This window comes from Acrocarpospora phusangensis (genome assembly GCF_016862995.1).
Taxonomy (GTDB): domain Bacteria; phylum Actinomycetota; class Actinomycetes; order Streptosporangiales; family Streptosporangiaceae; genus Acrocarpospora; species Acrocarpospora phusangensis.
In genome coordinates, this window is the sequence record NZ_BOOA01000003.1 from 134,179 (window position 1) to 149,347 (window position 15,169).

The following is a 15,169-nucleotide window of genomic DNA, read 5'->3' on the forward strand; positions in this document are numbered from 1 at the left end:
GTCCCCCATTCGTTCATGATCGACGGCCTGGATTACCTCCTCTCCTCTGGTTCCCGACATACCTCTACGAATACCCCGTATCTGGGCAAATTAGGGCGAAGATGCTCAGCCTGGGAGCAGGTGTTCGGCGGCCGTGCAGGCGTCGACCGGTTCGATCCGGCGGATGCCGCAGGCCACGTGGCGCAGCAGGTCGCGGAAGGTCGCCCGGCGCTCCTCGTCGAGCCCGGCCAGCAGGGTCTCCTCGGCTTCCCGTACGCGGTCTTCCAGGTCGGCGAGGGTTCGGGCGCCCAGTTCGGTGACGACGATCTTGCGGGCTCTGCGGTCGGCCGGATTGAGCTGCCGTTCGACCAGCCCGGCCTTGGCCAGGTCGTCGATCAGGTAGGTCATCACGGTGCGGTCGATGCTCAGGTGGGCGGCCAGCGCCGCCTGGGTGGGCTGGTCGCCGTGGACCACCGCGGACAGGATCTGGTAGCCGCGCGTGGTGTGCGGCAGCTCCCCGAGCAGGGGGGAGACCGAGCCGTGGTAGGCGGCCAGGAGCACACCCAGGTGCCAGCCGAAGTCGCCCTCGGTCCGCACTCCCGCGTCCGCCCGCTGCCGCGATCCCGTGCCGCTCATGGCCGAAATATTAGCCGCACAAGCGCTGTTCGACAAAACATCTGTCGTGCATATAGTTTGTGCGACAACTCATCTGGGATGCAGAGCGCATTGCTCGGCGGGAGAGGGCGAACAGATGCCGGACTACGGCCACGACCTGATCTTCGGGTCCTTCATCACCCCGGCGGCCGCCGCGCCGCAGCAGGTCGTCGGCCTGGCGCGGGCGACGGAGGCCGCGGGTCTCGACCTGGCGACCTTCCAGGACCACCCGTACCAGGCGGCGTTTTTGGACACCTGGACGCTGCTGTCGTACGTGGCCTCGCAGACCGAGCGCATCCACGTCTCGGCCAACGTGCTCAACCTGCCGCTGCGCCCGCCGGCCGTGCTGGCCCGCGCGGCGGCGAGCCTGGACCTGCTGTCCGGCGGGCGGTTCGAGCTGGGCCTGGGCGCGGGCGGGTTCTGGGACGCCATCGGCGCGATGGGCGGGCGGCGGCTGACCCCCGGGCAGGGCGTGCGGGCGCTCAGTGAGGCGATCGACGTCATTCGCGGGATCTGGGACGTGGACAATCCCGCGAGGTTCCAGGTGGACGGCACGTACTACCAGGTCAACGGGGCCAAGAGGGGTCCCGCGCCGGCGCATGGGATCGGGATCTGGCTGGGGGCGTACAAGCCGAAGATGCTCCGGCTGACCGGGGCCAAGGCCGATGGGTGGCTGCCGTCGTTGCCGTACATGCCGGGTGGGCTGCGGGAGATCACCGAGAGCAACGCGATCATCGACGCGGCCGCCGAGGAGGCGGGACGCGACCCGGCGGCGGTCCGCCGCCTGCTCAACATCGGCGGCCGGTTCGGGCCCGGGAGCGAGCGGTTCCTGTCCGGGCCACCCGAGCAGTGGGTCGAGCAGCTCGCGGTGCTGACCCTGGAGTACGGATTCTCCGGCTACATCCTCATGGGCGACGACCCGGCCGCCCTGCAGATCTTCGGCCAGGAGGTGGCCCCCGCGCTGCGCGAACTGGTCGCCGCCGAACGCCGCTCCCCGGTCGGCTCCGAGGCGGGCAGGTAGGTCATGGACTACGGACATCCCCTGCGGTTCGGCACCCTCGTCGCGGCGGCGAGCGGCACGCCGGAGCACGCTGTGAAGCTGGCCCGGCTCAGTGAGGAGCTCGGGTTCGGGCTGATCGCCTTCCAGGACCAGCCGTACCGGCCTGACCTGCTCGACACCTGGACGCTGCTCGCCTGGGTCGCCGCGCGGACCAGGACGATCCACCTGTCCGCCGGCGCGCTGAACGTGCCGATGCGGCCGCCCGCCGTGCTCGCGCGGGCGGCGGCGAGCCTGGACCTGCTCTCCGGGGGCCGCCTCGGCCTGGCGCTCGGGGCGGGCGACGACCGGGACGAGATGGCCGCGTCGGGCGCGGTCCCGATCAGCCCCGGCGCGCTCGGCGAGGCGATCGACGTCGTCCGGGGGATCTGGTCGTCCGACCGTACGCCGCTGCGCGTCGCCGGCGAGCACTACCGGCTCGACGGAGCGGAACGCGGTCCCGCCCCCGCGCACAACATCCCGATCTGGGTCGGCGGCCACGACCCGGGGACCCTGCGGCTGATCGGCCGGCAGGCCGACGGCTGGATGGCCTCCATCGACCCGATGGAGCCCGGCGACGTACGGGCGGCGCAGGCGCTGATCGACGAAGCCGCCGCGGAGGCGGGGCGCGACCCCCGCGAGATCCGCCGCTTCGCCGTCATCCCGGAGTTCGACGGGCCGGGCGGGCGGTGGGTGGAGGCGTTGCTCCCGCTGGTCCTGGACGAAGGCGTCAGCACCATCCTCCTCCGCACCGACGATCCCGGCGCGCTGCGGCGGTTCGCCGACGAGGTCGCGCCGGCCGTGTGCGGGGCCGTCGCCGCCGGCCGTTCCAGCCAGGGAACCGCGGTACGGACCGTGCCCAGCGCCTTCGTCCGCGCCCGCCGCCATCCGGGCATCGACTACGACGCCATCCCGGCCTCGCTGGCGGACCTGGCGGTCGAACCGGGCGACGCGGGGTACGCGGCCGTACGGTCCACGTACATGCGGGGCGGCTCGCCCGGTCTGGTCCTGCGTCCCCGTACGGCGCGGGAGGTGGCCGACGCGGTGGCCTTCGCGCGGCGGCAGCCCGTGAAACTGTCCATCCGCAGCGGCGGGCACGGCATCAGCGGCCGGTCCACCAACCGGGGCGGCATCATCATCGACCTGGGGCAGCTCGATCAGATCGAGGTCGTGGACAAGGAGACCCGGCGGGTACGGATCGGGCCCGGGGCCCGGTGGGGGCAGGTGGCGGCGGCGCTCGCGCCGTACGGGTGGGCGCTCAGTTCGGGTGACTACGGCGGCGTCGGCGTCGGCGGCCTGGCCACCTCGGGCGGCATCGGCTGGCTGGCCCGCAGGCACGGCCTGACCATCGACCACCTCCGCGCCGTCGAACTGGTCCTGGCCGACGGGACCCTCACCCGCGCCGACGAGACCCACAACCCCGGCCTGTTCTGGGCGGTACGCGGCGCGGGCGCCAACTTCGGCATCGTCACCGCGTTCGAGTTCGAGGCCGACGAGGTCGGCGACGTCGGGTTCGGCCGGCTGTTCTTCGACGCGAGCGACACCGCCGCGTTCCTGCGGGGCTGGGGGGCCGCGGTCGAGGCCGCGCCACGGGACCTCACCAGCTTCCTCATCATGGGCCCGCCCCGCCCCGGCCAGCCCGTCGTCGCCCAGGTCATGGTCGTGGTGGACAGCGACGACCCGGACACGATCATCGACAGGATCCAGCCGCTGGCCGACGTCGCTCCGCTGCTGGACCATGTCATCCAGCGGGTGCCGTACGCGCAGATCATGGAGGTGCCGCCCGGCGGCCACAACGGCCAGGGCGAACCGGTGAGCCGGTCCGGGCTGGTGGGGCACCTCACGCCCGAGTTCGCCGCGGCGGCGGCGGACCTGATCATGGGTGGTGACACCTATTTCTTCCAGATCCGCTCGGTCGGCGGCGCCGTCTCCGACGTCCCGCCCGAGGCCACCGCGTACGCCCACCGCTCGGCCAACTTCCAGGTGACCGCGCTCGGCGCGAGCCGCTCCCGGCTGGACCGAGCCTGGGACGCCATGAGCCACCACATGTCCGGCCTGTACATCAACTTCGAGACCGACCTGCGCCCCGAGCGCCTCGACGACGCCTACCCGCCCGGCACCCTCGCCCGGCTGCGCGCGCTGAAGCGCCGTTACGACCCCGACAACGTCTTCCGCGACAACTTCAACATCACCGGGTAGCGCGGGCGAGCAATCCCGAGAGGAAGACTTCCAGGGTCTCCCTGAGCGTGGCGGTGAAGTCCATCCGCATGGCCGCCAGCTCGGGGTCGGCCTCGTACGCGGCCAGCATCGCGGCCGAGGGCCGGCAATGCGTCCAGATCGCGCCGGTGACCATGAAGGCGGCCGCGGTGAATTTGAACGCCGCGTGTTCGTCCAGCTCCGGCAGGCGTGGGCGCAGGAGCGAGATCAGGACCTCGGCGTTCGCGATCGCGGCGCGCTTGAACTCCGCGGCGATGCGCGGCGACACGTTGTGTTCGAGGACCGCCGCCTGCGCGCCGACCAGGTCGCACAGCACCGGCCGCGCCGCCAGCGACGCCGCGACGACCGCCGCCACCTGGTCGGCGCGCTCGACCGGCGTCCCGCTCGCGTCCACCGCTTCCGAGAGCGTGTGATCGAGCTGCTCCAGCCACTCCCGGACCGCCACGTCGAGCAGTTCCAGCAGCACCGCCTCGCGCGACTCGAAGTACCGCAGCACGTTCGACTTGGCCAGCCCGACGCGGCGGCTCAGCTCGTTGAGGGTCACCTGCGCCACCGGCATCTCGGTCAGCATCGCCGCCGCGGTGTCCAGGATCACCCGCCTGCGCACCGCGCGCTGTTCCTCGCTGCGCGCCCGCTGGAACGTCATGCCGCCCATTCTACAGACCTGCGGTCTATTGTTAACAGACCGAAGGTCTGGTACGTTGCGACTATAACAGACCGACAGTCTTTAATCTGCGGGAGTCGCCATGTACACCGTCCCCGACCAGACCGGCAAACTCGTCGTCGTCACCGGCGCCAACAGCGGCACGGGCAAGGAGGCCGTCCGCCGCCTGGCCGCCGCTGGCGCCCGCGTCGTCATGGCCGTGCGCACGCCCGCCAAGGGCGAGCGCGCCCGCGACGAGATCCTCGCCCGCCACCCGCACGCCCAGCTGGAGGTGCGCCGCCTCGACCTGGCCGACCTCGCCTCCGTCGCGGCGTTCGCCGACCGCCTCACCGCCGACGGCGTCCCGCTCGACCTGCTGGTCAACAACGCGGGGGTGATGGCCGTGCCCACCCGCATGACCACCGCCGACGGCTTCGAGCTGCAGTTCGGCAGCAACTACCTCGGCCCGTTCGCCCTCACCGTACGGCTCCTGCCGCTCCTGCTCGCCGCTCCCGCGCCCCGCGTCACCACCATGAGCAGCGGCGTCGCCAACTTCGGCCGCATCGACTTCGAGGACCTCCAGTGGGAACGCCGCCGGTACCGTGCCGGTCTCGCGTACGCCCAGTCCAAGCTGGCCGACCTCATGCTGACCCAGCACCTGGCCGTCCTTGCCGCCCAACGCGGCTGGAACCTGCTCAGTACGGCCGCCCACCCCGGCTACACCCGTACCAACCTCCAGACCGCCGGCCCGAACCTCGGCCGTCCCGCTCCCTCCCGCCGGATCTCCTTCTTCCTCCGCGTCAACCCCCTTCCCTCCCAAGCGGTCGAACCCGGCACGGAACCCCTCCTCCACGCCGCCACCAGCCCCGACGTCACTCCCGCCGGCTACTACGGCCCCAGCCGCTGGTTCGGCCTGGTCGGTCCCACCACCACGGCCACCATCACCCGCCGGGCCCTGAACCCCACGGTCAACGCTCAGCTCTGGGCGCGATCAGAGCAGCTCACCGACGCCTCCGTCCGCTGAACCCGGCTCACTTCGGGGTCAGGTCGCGTTGCACGGTGGCATACCAGGCGGCTATCTCGGTACGGCGGGACGCGCCCAGCTTGGTGAGGATGTGCTCGACATGGGCGGAGATCGTCTTGGGGGAGAGGACGAGGCGTTCGGCGATCTGGCGGTTGGTGAGACCGGCGGCGACGAACTGGGAGACCTCGAATTCGCGGGCGGTCAGGGGATGCCAGGGGACGGTGGCGCGCGGCGAGGTGAGGGGGAGGGCGTCGGCGGCGGTCAGGACGGGGATGGCGCCGGCCTTGGTCGCGTCGGCGCGGAGCCGGGTGAGGAGACGGGCGGCTTCGGCGTGCTGGCGCGACTTGACGGCGACGGCCGCGAGGTCCAGCAGGCACCAGGCGCCTTCCCAGAACCGGCGTCTGGTCTGCCAGGAGAGCTGGGCCGACTGGAGGGCGAGCTGGGCCGCGGGCAGGTCGCCGCGCGCGAACAGGAGGAGTCCGCGGGCGTGCTCGACGGCGGGCAGCGTGCCGGGGATGGCGCGGGCGGTGAGCACGGCGGACACCTTCTCCGCCCAGGCTTCGGCGGCGTCGGTGTCGCCCAGCGCCAGGTGCGCGCGCACGCCGGTGAGCAGGTAGGGGAACAGGTAGGCGGCGTCGGTGACGTTGGCGGAGGCCTGGTGGCCGCGTTCGCACAACGTGACGGCGGTCGCGTGGTCGCCCTGGCAGCGGGCGGCTTCGGCCAGACCCCACAGCGGTGGCGACAGGCGCTGGAGCTCGGCCATCGCCTCGCCCTGCGCGGAGGCCTCGCCCAGCAGGCCGGCGGCGGCGGTCCAGTCGCCGCGCCCCATCGCGAGATAGCCGAGCACGTACTGCGCGGTGATCCGCGTGGTGATGCCGCCGCGCCCGTCGGCGAGGGCGTGCTCCGCGGTCCGGGTGGCCGTGTCCCAATCGCCGACCGCCCAGTGCACGTGCGCCAGATGCGCGGCCATGTAGTGCCGGTGGTTCCAGAGTTCGACCTGCTCCGCGTACTGCACGCCCTCCTCCAGCCAGGCCTGCGCGCGGTCGTACTCGACCAGCACCGACGCGCTCGTCCCGACCATCCGGTAGCCGCGCGCCACCTCCGCCTCCCGGTCGGCGCGGCAGGCCCGGCGCACCGCCTCCTCCAGGTACGGCCAGCCCGGCTGCATCCGCCCCGCGAACACCAGCACAGAACCCAGTGTCGCCTCGGCGTTGAGCGCCGCCTCCTCGTCGTCGATGCGCAGGCTCTCCGCGCGGGCGCGCTCCCCCTGCTCGATGGCCTCGTCGAGCCGCCGGTCCAGCATGTACGCGGCGGCCATCGCCGACCACAGCCTGGTCCGTTCCCGGTCCGCGCCGGCCACACCTTCCAGGCTGTCCAGGGCGGTGCGCAGCGTCCGTACCCGGGTGTCGAGGTCGGCGCCGAGCAGGTGCGCGACCGCGACCATGCGCGGCGCCAGGTCCGCCGCCGCCCGCACCTCCCCGACGCCGACGGCCAGCTCGTGCGCCGTCCGGTACGCCGCGGCCGCGGCCTCGTTGTCGTCGGTGGCCGCCGCTTCGTCGCCCAGCGCGGCGAACAGGCGGACCCGGTCCATGACGGGAAGCCCGGCGGGCAGGTTGCGCACGGCCCGGCGGTACAGGTCGAGCGACTCCCGGTGGGCGGAGATGGACGCGGCCTCCCTGGCGGCGGCGAGCGCGTGGCGGTGGGCGTCCTCGGTGCGTTGCGCGTGCTCGAAATGGGCGGAGACGAACTCGTCGCGGTAGCCGCGCTCGGCCGCCGTGCGGGCCACGCTCTCGTGCAGGCGGCGGCGTACGGGCAGGTCGGTGTCGGCGTAGAGGGTGTCGCGGATCAGCGCGTGCCGGAAGTCGAAGGTGGCGGCGTCGGTGCCGGGCAGGACCAGGAGGGCGTCCCGGAGTTCGCGTAAGGCGGTGGCGACGTCGGACGGGTCGGCTTCGGTGACCGTACAGAGCAGATCGAAGTCGAAGGAGCGGCCGATGACGGCCGCCGCGGAGGCGACCTGGCGGGTACGCGCGGCCAGGCCGTGCGCGCGGCTCAGCACCGCCTCGGCCAGCGTGTCCGGCACCGCTGCGGCCAGCACGGCCGCGCCGGACTGCGGGGTGAGCAGGTCCTGGTCGACGGCGGCCAGCAGCTCCTCGACGTGCAGCGGGATGCCGTCGCTGCGGCTGTGGATGGCCGCCACCACCTGCGCCGGGGCCGGCCGGCCGAGCACGGTCCCGGCCATGGTGGCGATCTGCTCGGGCCTGAGGCGCGGCAGCCGGATCTCCTCCGCGAGCCGCTGCGTCAGCAGCCGCGCCCGCAGGTCGCGCATCGGCAACTTCGGATACAGCTCGTCGCTCCGGTACGCGCAGGCGACCAGCATCGGCCTCGTCCCCAGCCGGGGCGGCAGGTGGCCGACCACGTCGAGGCTGAGCTGGTCGGCCCAGTGCAGGTCCTCCAGGATCATCAGCAGCGGCCGGCCCGGTTCCGCGGTGATCAGCAGATCCACCAGGTCCCGCACCAGCAGCCGGCGCCGGTGATGCGCGTCCCCCTCGGCGGTGGAGATCGCCCGCACCCGGGACGCGATCGCGTGCCCGAGGTCGCTCAGCTCCGGTTCCGGAGCCGCCGCCAGATCCCCGGCCAGATCCAGCAGCAATCCCGCGAACGACTGCATGTCGCCCGGGAACGCCGCCGCGCGCACCACCATGAAGCCCTTGGCGCGGGCGCGCCGCTCGATCGCGCCCAGCAGGCGGGTCTTGCCGATCCCCGCCTCACCGGCGACGAGCAGCAGCTGACCGGCTCCGTCCGCGACCTCGGCGAGACGGCGCCCGGCCAGCGCCACGAACTCGTCCCTGCCGACCAGGACGGGCGACTGGATCACGCCCGGCATCGGTACACCCCCTCTCAATTCTCAGTATCCGCCTCCCGCGCAATAGGTCACCTGACCGATGAAGGGCCCCCCGCCCGGCGAGCACGCTTACGCGTATTCCGAACAAACGAGAGGAGCCGGAAATGGCGAAGTTCATGGATGTGCACAGCGGATTCGTCGGCGTCACCGAGGACCAGCTGCGCGAGGCGCACGAGCGCGACCTGGCCATCGAGGAGAGCGAGGGCGTGCACTTCGAACGCGCCTGGCTCGACCCGGAGTCCGGCAAGGTCTTCTGCCTGTCCTCGGGCCCGTCCAAGGAGGCGGTCCTCCGCGTCCACGACAAGGCCGGCCACCCCACGACCGAGATCTACGAACTGCCGATCGAGGTCGAGTAGCCCGCGGGACAGGTCTCGGCGTCCGGAAACGCCGCGGCCTGGACGCGGTTGAACGCGCGGTCTATTGGCCGGATCTGTCCGGACGGTAGCGCAGTGCGTCGATCATGAATTCGATGAGACGGCCCGCCTGGTCGCGCCGCTCGGGGTCGCCCGCCGCCATGGCGATGCCGCTCAGCCCGATCAGCAGGTCGTCGGCGTTGGCGTCGTCCCGGATCTCGCCGGCCGCGGTGGCGGCGTCGAGGAGGCGCGCGATCGCGCCGGTGAGGAGGTTACGGCTCTGCGCGTACGGGTCGCCGCCGGAGGCGATGACCGTGCGCAGCGCCTCGGCCATGCCGAGCTTGGTGGCCATGTAGTCGATGAACCGGTGCATCCAGGCGCGGAGGGCCTCGACCGGCGGCTCCTCGGCGAGCAGGTCGGCGGCCGCGTCGCAGACGGCCGCCAGCTCGTTGCGGTACGCGGCCTCGATCAGCGCCTCCCGGGTGGGGAAATGCCGGTACAACGTGCCGATCCCGACCCCCGCCTCCTTGGCGATGAGGTTCACGCTGGCGTCCGGACCGTGCTCGGTGAAGGCCCGTACGGCCGCCGCCAGCACCCGGTCGCGGTTCCGCAGGGCGTCGGCACGGCGCGCCCGCGGTGGTGTGCCGGTCATGAAGGGTCTCCTGTTCGAGTGTTTGCAAACGGAGCGCACTCCGCATATGTTGAATCCGGAGTTCGCTCCGCTTTAGCTTACCTCGTCGTGGCCGCGAGGCCACAGAATGATCAGGTCGACCATGTCACGTATCACCACGCCTTTTGACGCCAAATCGACTGCCGCTGACGTCCTCGACGGCGTCGACCTCACCGGCCGGCGCGCGATCGTCACCGGTGGCGCGTCGGGCATCGGTATCGAGACCGCACGCGCCCTCTCCGCCGCCGGAGCGGACGTCACTCTCGCCGTACGCGACCAGGAAGCCGGACGGCGAGTGGCCAAGGAGATCGCCGGCCAGACGGGCGGCGCCGTCGCGGTGGCGTCCCTGGAGCTCACCGATCGGGGCTCGATCGACGCGTTCACCGGCGGCTGGGAAGGGCCGCTGCACATCCTCGTGAACAACGCCGGGATCATGGCGCTGCCTGAGCCGCGCCGGACCCCGGAAGGGTGGGAGCTCCAGTTCGCCACCAACCACCTGGGACATTTCCGGCTCGCGCTCGGGTTGCACGACGCGCTGGCCGCCGCGGGTGGCGCGCGCATCGTCTCGGTCAGCTCCAGCGCGCACCGCATGTCACCGGTCGTCTTCGACGACATCCACTTCGCGCACCGGCCGTACGACGGATGGTCGGCCTACGGTCAGTCGAAGACCGCCAACGTGCTCTTCGCCGTGGAGGCGGGCCGGCGGTGGGCGGGTGACGGAATCACCGCCAACTCATTGATGCCCGGAGGAATCCGGACCGGACTGCAGCGGCACCTCGGGGACACGCTGCCGCCCGACCTTCAGGAACTCTTCGACACCTACGACTGGAAGACCCCCGAGCAGGGAGCGGCGACCTCTGTCCTCCTGGCGGCGTCCCCGCTGCTCGACGGCGTCACCGGGCGGTACTTCGAGGACTGCGACGAGGCCGCGGCCACGGCCGACCCCACCGCCGGCGAGGGCGTCCGCACGTACGCGCTCGACCCTGAGGCCGCCACCCGCCTGTGGGAGGTCTCGCTGGATATGGTGGGGTAACGATCTTGCCTGATTCCCTACAATTCGGGCGGTGAAGATCGATCACCTGGAAGACGCGGACGCCGTCCGTACGGCGGTGGCCGCGGCGCGAGCCGGCCTGGTCGACCGGGAGCTGGTCGCCGAACTCGTCGCGCTGTGCGCGGTGGCGGGGGAGCACCTGCTGGTGATCGGCGCTCCCGGGACGGCCAAGTCGGAAGCCGTACGCCGGGTCGCCGCCGGTCTGGGCGGCAGCTACTTCGAGTACCTGCTGGGACGGTTCACCGAGCCCAACGAGGTGTTCGGGCCGGTCGACCTGCGGCGGCTGCGCGAAGTGCTATCTGGGGCTCGACGACGGACTGTTGGTGCCGACCACGCAGGTTCCGGCGCCGTCCGCCGCGCTCTGGCGTGACCATCTGCTGGCCGGTGAATCGGGGCGGCTGGCGGTGCTGATGCCGGGACAGGCTCTGGTGACCGACACCCCGTCGCGGCCGGTGGATGCCATGACGCTCGCCGGGCCATGAGACTGCCGGCCGCGCTGGCTCCCTGGTCGGATTCGCTGGCGTTCCTCGCTCCCGATCTGGCGGTCGCGCTCGGACCGCTGGTCCGGGGCATCGACCATCTGGTGTCCGGCCACGATCGGCCGGGCGTCGAGCAGGGGAGCACGGACGGCTTCGAAGGGCTCTCCAGGCGGGGGCATCCGGAGCTCATGCTCGTCTCCGAATGGCTGCTCGCCGACGAAGCGCCGGTCGAGTTCCTGCGCAGGGCGGCGCAACGGGAACTCCTGCATCTGGCCCCTGCGGTACGGCGCCCGCGGCGACGTGGACGGGTGGCGGTGCTCGCCGACACCGGCCCTGGGCAGGCCGGTGCGGGACGGCTGGTGCAGCTCGCATCCATGCTCGTGCTGCATCGGCGCGCCGCCGCTCTCGGGACCGATCTGGCCGTCGGCGTTCTCGGCCAGGAGCCCGGCAGCTGGCGGACCGGTGACCTGTCTGCGCTGCTCAGGGACTGGTTGCGCGCGCGACGTACAACCGAACCCGATGCGGACGACGTCTCAGCGTGGACGGACGCGGATGACGACGTCTGGGTGTTGACCGGTCCTCGGCTGGCCGCGCGGCTGACCGGGCGTCGGCAGGTGATCAGCAGCCGGGAGTCGCAGTGGGGCGCGGAGGGCGTCACCCATGTGCGGGTCGCGTTCCGGGACAGCAGCGCCGAATTGGCTCTGCCCACCGGACCGGTCGCCGTACGCGCCTTGCGGGGCCAGGGTCTCACCCGCGCGGCGACGCCCGAGGAACCTGCTGCGACATTCCGATTCCCCTTCTTCCCCAGCTCGTCCCGCCGGATTCTCGCCCGAGGCGGCGCGGCCGACGAACTCGTCTCCATCTACGTGCCCCCGTCGCGCGGCGCGTCCGTACGCAAGCCGGTCCTGCACCGTCTGACAGGGCCGGTCCTCGCCGCGTCCGTGCTCGGCAGGCGCCTCATCGCGATGATCGTGCGCGACGGGACGATCCGCATCGAGGTGATCGGTAGCTCCCTCGGCAACGTCGCCGACCTGCGCGTACCCGTCGAGACACTCGCCCTCGACCCGGACGCGATCTGCTCGGCAGGGCTCCTCCCGCTCTACTACCTCGGCGGAGACGTCATCTGCCCTTCCGGCGGCGACTGGTGGCGGCTCACCACCGACGGCACCGCCCTGAAAACGAACTACCTCGCCTTAACGCCCCGATCGGGCAGCCAGTTCGATCAGCCGCAGTTCATCACCAGGCCAGCCGATCCGAAAGCCGAGATCATCCTGGGCGACGGAGGCCACGCCCGATCGACGGACGGCTCCCGCTGGCAGACCTTCGACCCGCACGGCACAGAGAGCACCGTCACCGTGGAGCCGAACTCCAAAGTGCTCCGGCTGATGTTCGACGGCATGGGCCCGACCTTGGTGACCTGCTCCAAGGCAGGAGTCCTGGTCCGCCTTGTACGCCCCTGGGAGACCCGCGTCCTGACCACCTGGTCAGGCCTTCCGACCACCCCGATCGTCCACCCCACCCTGCCGTTGATCGCAGGCGTCGACGCCAACGGCGGACTCCTCGCGGGCCACCTCTTCACCGGTGACATCATGCTCCGGACGGCGGTAGGCGAATGACCACCTACCGCGGCCGAGCCACCGCAACCGCCTTCATCCTCGACGTCCCGCTGATCGGGGAGCACGAAGCCCGCCGACGAGTGATCGCATTCTGGCGGCACGGCGCCGAGCTCCGCGTCCTCCCCCATGGGCACTGGCTCCTCCATCTCGCCGAACCGACCTCCGTACGAGCGGAACTGGCCCCCGGCCTGCTCGCCGAGCCCGGTGCGGACGAGATCGCCTGGAAGCACGCCGGCAGCACCCGGGTGGAACGACTTTCGGCACTCCCCACCCTCAACCCGGCGGACTGGCTGAACTCCACAACCCTCCGCATCGCCCACCTCAAACCGTTGGAACCCCCAGAGCCTCCGGTCCCGTCGATCGAACGGATGCACAAGCCGGCACCGGACCTACGCGCGGCAGCCAAGATCGGCCGATCATCCCCGCTCACCGACCGCGCCACAAGCGAACTACGCGCACGTCTCCCGCATGCCAGAAGTTCTGGCGGAAGCCACGCGGCACGACTCTGGTCACATGTCCGCAGCGCACTGGTCTGGCTGGCCGTCAAGAGTCCCGCCTTCTCGCTGGTACGCCGCCGCCACCAGCGCTACCTGCGCGACCTCACCCGCGCCTTCGAACAACGACGCTGGGACGACGCGCTCCGGGAGGCGATCGCCCTCGGCGGCTCCGAGACCGCCCTGCGAACGCTCCGGCTCCCCCGCCGTCGCGGTTCGCTCCGCCCTTCCCTGACCACCGCCTCGTCAAGCGCCTCCTTGTCGTACGGCCCGACGGTCTACGAGCACCTCCAAGACCTGTACCGAAGCGCCGCCGAAGCACTGGAACGCGCAGGCGAGGTGATCGAGGCCGCGTTCGTCCTGGCCGATCTCCTCGACAGCCCGGCCGAGGCCGTGGACCTCCTCGAACGCCACCGGCACTGGCGCCTGGCCGCCGAACTCGCCGAAGGCCGCGACCTGTCCGCCGATCTCGTCGTACGCCTGTGGTGGCGCGCGGGCGACCGCGGCCGGGCGGTGGACCTCGCCCGATCCCGGGGGGCGTTCGCCACCGGCATCCTCCGCCTGGCGACCGTCGACGCCGCCGCGGCTCTGGAGTTGCGCCATGCCTGGGTCCACGACCGGCAGGCCGCCGTAGACCACATCGGTGCGGTCGAAGCCGCTTGGCCGGAGGCGAAACTGCGCCCGATGGTCGTCTCCAGCATCCAGACCGGAATCGCCCTGGGCGGAGCCGACGCCGGCCACCTGTTCGCCTACCTCGCCGCGTACCAGCCAGGCGAGGCCGCCCGCAGTGCCGTACAAGCCCTGGTGGACAGCGACGACCCGGCGACCCTGCTCGCCAGAGCTCGATTCGGTACGACATTCGCCGAGCTCAGGTGCGACGACCCGGTAGCCGACCGCGCCCTGGCCACCGCCGGGCTGCGGGCACTCGTCCGCGACGGCGGCTGGACGCTCGACCGCAAGACCCTCGGCCGCGTCACGAAGGCCCTGTCGAGTCGCGCGGATCCTCTCGCCGTGGCCGACCTGGCCGACGTACCACGCGCTCCACGATCGGCCGCCGAGGCGCCGTTCGTCACGGCTTCCGGCCCGCCGGGGACGATCGCGCTCTTCGACGCCGCCGTGCTCGGCAATGGGGGCGTGCTGGCCGCGTGCGGAGACGCGGGCACGTTCCTGCTCACCCGCGACGGCCGGGTACGGGCACGCTGGGACATTCCCGCGCACCAACTCGTCATCGCCGACCACGGGGGTGCCGCCCTGCTGGTGAACCGCCGGGAATCCGTCCGGGACGTACACCGGCTTGACCTGGCCACTCGTAAAGTCCGCCGTTGGACGGCCCTACGCGTCAAGGCGATCCTGCCGTCCTACGACGGAGGACTGCTCACCGCGGTCAGCGATGAGGGCATCGTGGTCTTCGACGTCCTCGCGGACAGCCCCCGAATGGTCTGGCGGGAGATGACGGAGGCGGCCAAGATCCTTTCCGTCAATCGCACGGCCACGAGTATCTCCGCGATCGGCCTGGTGTCCGTGAACGGTCGGCCCCAGCTGGAAGCCTGGCGCTGGGAACTGCCCGGCTGGACGTTGCGCGGGCGCACCCGCGTGAGATCTGACGAGTCGCTACACGTCCTGGCCTGCGGAAAGGCCCTCAGCCCCACGCTCTCGGCCGGGGACGTCCACGCGACCGTGGACGACGGCGTCGCCGAAGTGCGCGCGGCCCAGGGAGAGGTGATGTTCAGGGCCGCCTTCCCCGACGGCGACACGTTGGGTCTGCGATCGCACGCGGGGATCACGACGCTCTTCGACTCCGGCGGCCGGATCGTTGCCGTCGACGAACACGGGACCGTCCAAGCCAACCTCCGCCTGCGGATCGCCTAGAACGCGGCTACGTCGCACGGCGCGCTGCTGGGTGCGGTGGCTCATGGGGCCTGCGCTGGTCGGGCCGGGGTCGGAGGTCCTGGGTTCCCAGCCGAAGGCGGACACCTTTCGCACGGTGGTCGTCCGCGGCGGACGCGAGGAAGCGGTCATGCCCCCTGCATGGCCGCTTCCGGTGCGTTGTC

The 15,169-nt window shown here is 71.8% G+C and carries 11 protein-coding genes and 1 pseudogene; 8 read left to right on the forward strand and 4 right to left on the reverse strand.

The features are described from left to right. Nucleotides 1-105: 105 nt before the first annotated feature. Nucleotides 106-615: a MarR family winged helix-turn-helix transcriptional regulator gene (locus tag Aph01nite_RS02770; protein ID WP_204039105.1), complete on the reverse strand. Its 510-nt coding sequence runs from the start codon at nucleotides 613-615 to the stop codon at nucleotides 106-108. 115 nt (nucleotides 616-730) lie between these two features. Between Aph01nite_RS02770 and Aph01nite_RS02775 the strand changes: the two are divergent. Together Aph01nite_RS02775 and Aph01nite_RS02780 are read left to right on the forward strand one after the other, a co-directional pair. Next, a pseudogene (locus Aph01nite_RS02775) lies at nucleotides 731-1,627 on the forward strand (LLM class flavin-dependent oxidoreductase); the annotation flags it as partial. A 30-nt stretch (nucleotides 1,628-1,657) separates the two neighbouring features. Continuing rightward, the gene (locus tag Aph01nite_RS02780; protein ID WP_204039107.1) at nucleotides 1,658-3,868 is read left to right on the forward strand and encodes an LLM class flavin-dependent oxidoreductase; all 2,211 of its coding nucleotides are present in this window, start codon (nucleotides 1,658-1,660) and stop codon (nucleotides 3,866-3,868) included. Here the strand turns inward: Aph01nite_RS02780 and Aph01nite_RS02785 are convergent. Next, entirely contained in the window at nucleotides 3,858-4,532 is a 675-nt protein-coding gene (locus tag Aph01nite_RS02785; protein ID WP_204039108.1) for a TetR/AcrR family transcriptional regulator, read from the reverse strand. The genes Aph01nite_RS02780 and Aph01nite_RS02785 overlap by 11 nt on opposite strands. A 100-nt stretch (nucleotides 4,533-4,632) precedes the next feature. Between Aph01nite_RS02785 and Aph01nite_RS02790 the strand changes: the two genes are divergently transcribed. Then, entirely contained in the window at nucleotides 4,633-5,553 is a 921-nt protein-coding gene (locus Aph01nite_RS02790; protein ID WP_204039109.1) for an SDR family oxidoreductase, read from the forward strand. Nucleotides 5,554-5,560: 7 nt separating this feature from the next. Here Aph01nite_RS02790 and Aph01nite_RS02795 read toward each other — a convergent pair whose 3' ends face one another. Continuing rightward, entirely contained in the window at nucleotides 5,561-8,455 is a 2,895-nt protein-coding gene (locus tag Aph01nite_RS02795; protein WP_275418339.1) for a helix-turn-helix transcriptional regulator, read from the reverse strand. A 104-nt stretch (nucleotides 8,456-8,559) separates the two neighbouring features. Between Aph01nite_RS02795 and Aph01nite_RS02800 the strand changes: the two genes are divergently transcribed. Next, a complete protein-coding gene (locus Aph01nite_RS02800; RefSeq protein WP_204039111.1) occupies nucleotides 8,560-8,811 on the forward strand; it encodes an SCO4226 family nickel-binding protein in 252 nt (83 codons plus the stop codon). A 61-nt stretch (nucleotides 8,812-8,872) separates the two neighbouring features. On the opposite strand, the gene Aph01nite_RS02805 is transcribed toward Aph01nite_RS02800, so the two are convergent. Beyond that, nucleotides 8,873-9,460 (reverse strand): TetR/AcrR family transcriptional regulator, encoded by a 588-nt coding sequence (locus Aph01nite_RS02805; RefSeq protein WP_204039112.1) that lies wholly within the window; start codon nucleotides 9,458-9,460, stop codon nucleotides 8,873-8,875. Nucleotides 9,461-9,581: 121 nt separating this feature from the next. Here Aph01nite_RS02805 and Aph01nite_RS02810 point away from each other — a divergent pair, with 121 nt between their 5' ends. The 4 genes from Aph01nite_RS02810 (at nucleotide 9,582) to Aph01nite_RS02825 (ending at nucleotide 14,987) form a co-directional block, all read left to right on the forward strand. Continuing rightward, nucleotides 9,582-10,511, forward strand: a complete 930-nt coding sequence (locus Aph01nite_RS02810) for an SDR family NAD(P)-dependent oxidoreductase (protein ID WP_204039113.1) — start codon at nucleotides 9,582-9,584, stop codon at nucleotides 10,509-10,511. Between the two features lie 31 nt (nucleotides 10,512-10,542). After that, nucleotides 10,543-10,899, forward strand: coding sequence for an AAA family ATPase (locus Aph01nite_RS02815; RefSeq protein ID WP_204039114.1), 357 nt, complete (start codon nucleotides 10,543-10,545; stop codon nucleotides 10,897-10,899). Nucleotides 10,900-11,007: 108 nt separating this feature from the next. Next, on the forward strand, nucleotides 11,008-12,624 hold the full coding sequence (locus Aph01nite_RS02820; protein WP_204039115.1) for a hypothetical protein: 1,617 nt from the start codon (nucleotides 11,008-11,010) through the stop codon (nucleotides 12,622-12,624). Further along, nucleotides 12,621-14,987 (forward strand): bpX6 domain-containing protein, encoded by a 2,367-nt coding sequence (locus tag Aph01nite_RS02825; RefSeq protein WP_204039116.1) that lies wholly within the window; start codon nucleotides 12,621-12,623, stop codon nucleotides 14,985-14,987. Before Aph01nite_RS02820 ends, Aph01nite_RS02825 begins: the two co-directional genes overlap by 4 nt. The last annotated feature ends 182 nt before the right edge of the window (nucleotides 14,988-15,169 follow it).

Excerpts from the sequence above, each read along its gene's own strand:
- Aph01nite_RS02770 (WP_204039105.1), bottom strand. The coding sequence starts at position 615 with ATGAGCGGCACGGGATCGCGGCAGCGGGCGGACGCGGGAGTGCGGACC.
- Aph01nite_RS02780 (WP_204039107.1), top strand. The coding sequence starts at position 1,658 with ATGGACTACGGACATCCCCTGCGGTTCGGCACCCTCGTCGCGGCGGCG.
- Aph01nite_RS02785 (WP_204039108.1), bottom strand. The coding sequence starts at position 4,532 with ATGACGTTCCAGCGGGCGCGCAGCGAGGAACAGCGCGCGGTGCGCAGG.
- Aph01nite_RS02790 (WP_204039109.1), top strand. The coding sequence starts at position 4,633 with ATGTACACCGTCCCCGACCAGACCGGCAAACTCGTCGTCGTCACCGGC.
- Aph01nite_RS02800 (WP_204039111.1), top strand. The coding sequence starts at position 8,560 with ATGGCGAAGTTCATGGATGTGCACAGCGGATTCGTCGGCGTCACCGAG.
- Aph01nite_RS02805 (WP_204039112.1), bottom strand. The coding sequence starts at position 9,460 with ATGACCGGCACACCACCGCGGGCGCGCCGTGCCGACGCCCTGCGGAAC.
- Aph01nite_RS02810 (WP_204039113.1), top strand. The coding sequence starts at position 9,582 with ATGTCACGTATCACCACGCCTTTTGACGCCAAATCGACTGCCGCTGAC.
- Aph01nite_RS02820 (WP_204039115.1), top strand. The coding sequence starts at position 11,008 with ATGAGACTGCCGGCCGCGCTGGCTCCCTGGTCGGATTCGCTGGCGTTC.
- Aph01nite_RS02825 (WP_204039116.1), top strand. The coding sequence starts at position 12,621 with ATGACCACCTACCGCGGCCGAGCCACCGCAACCGCCTTCATCCTCGAC.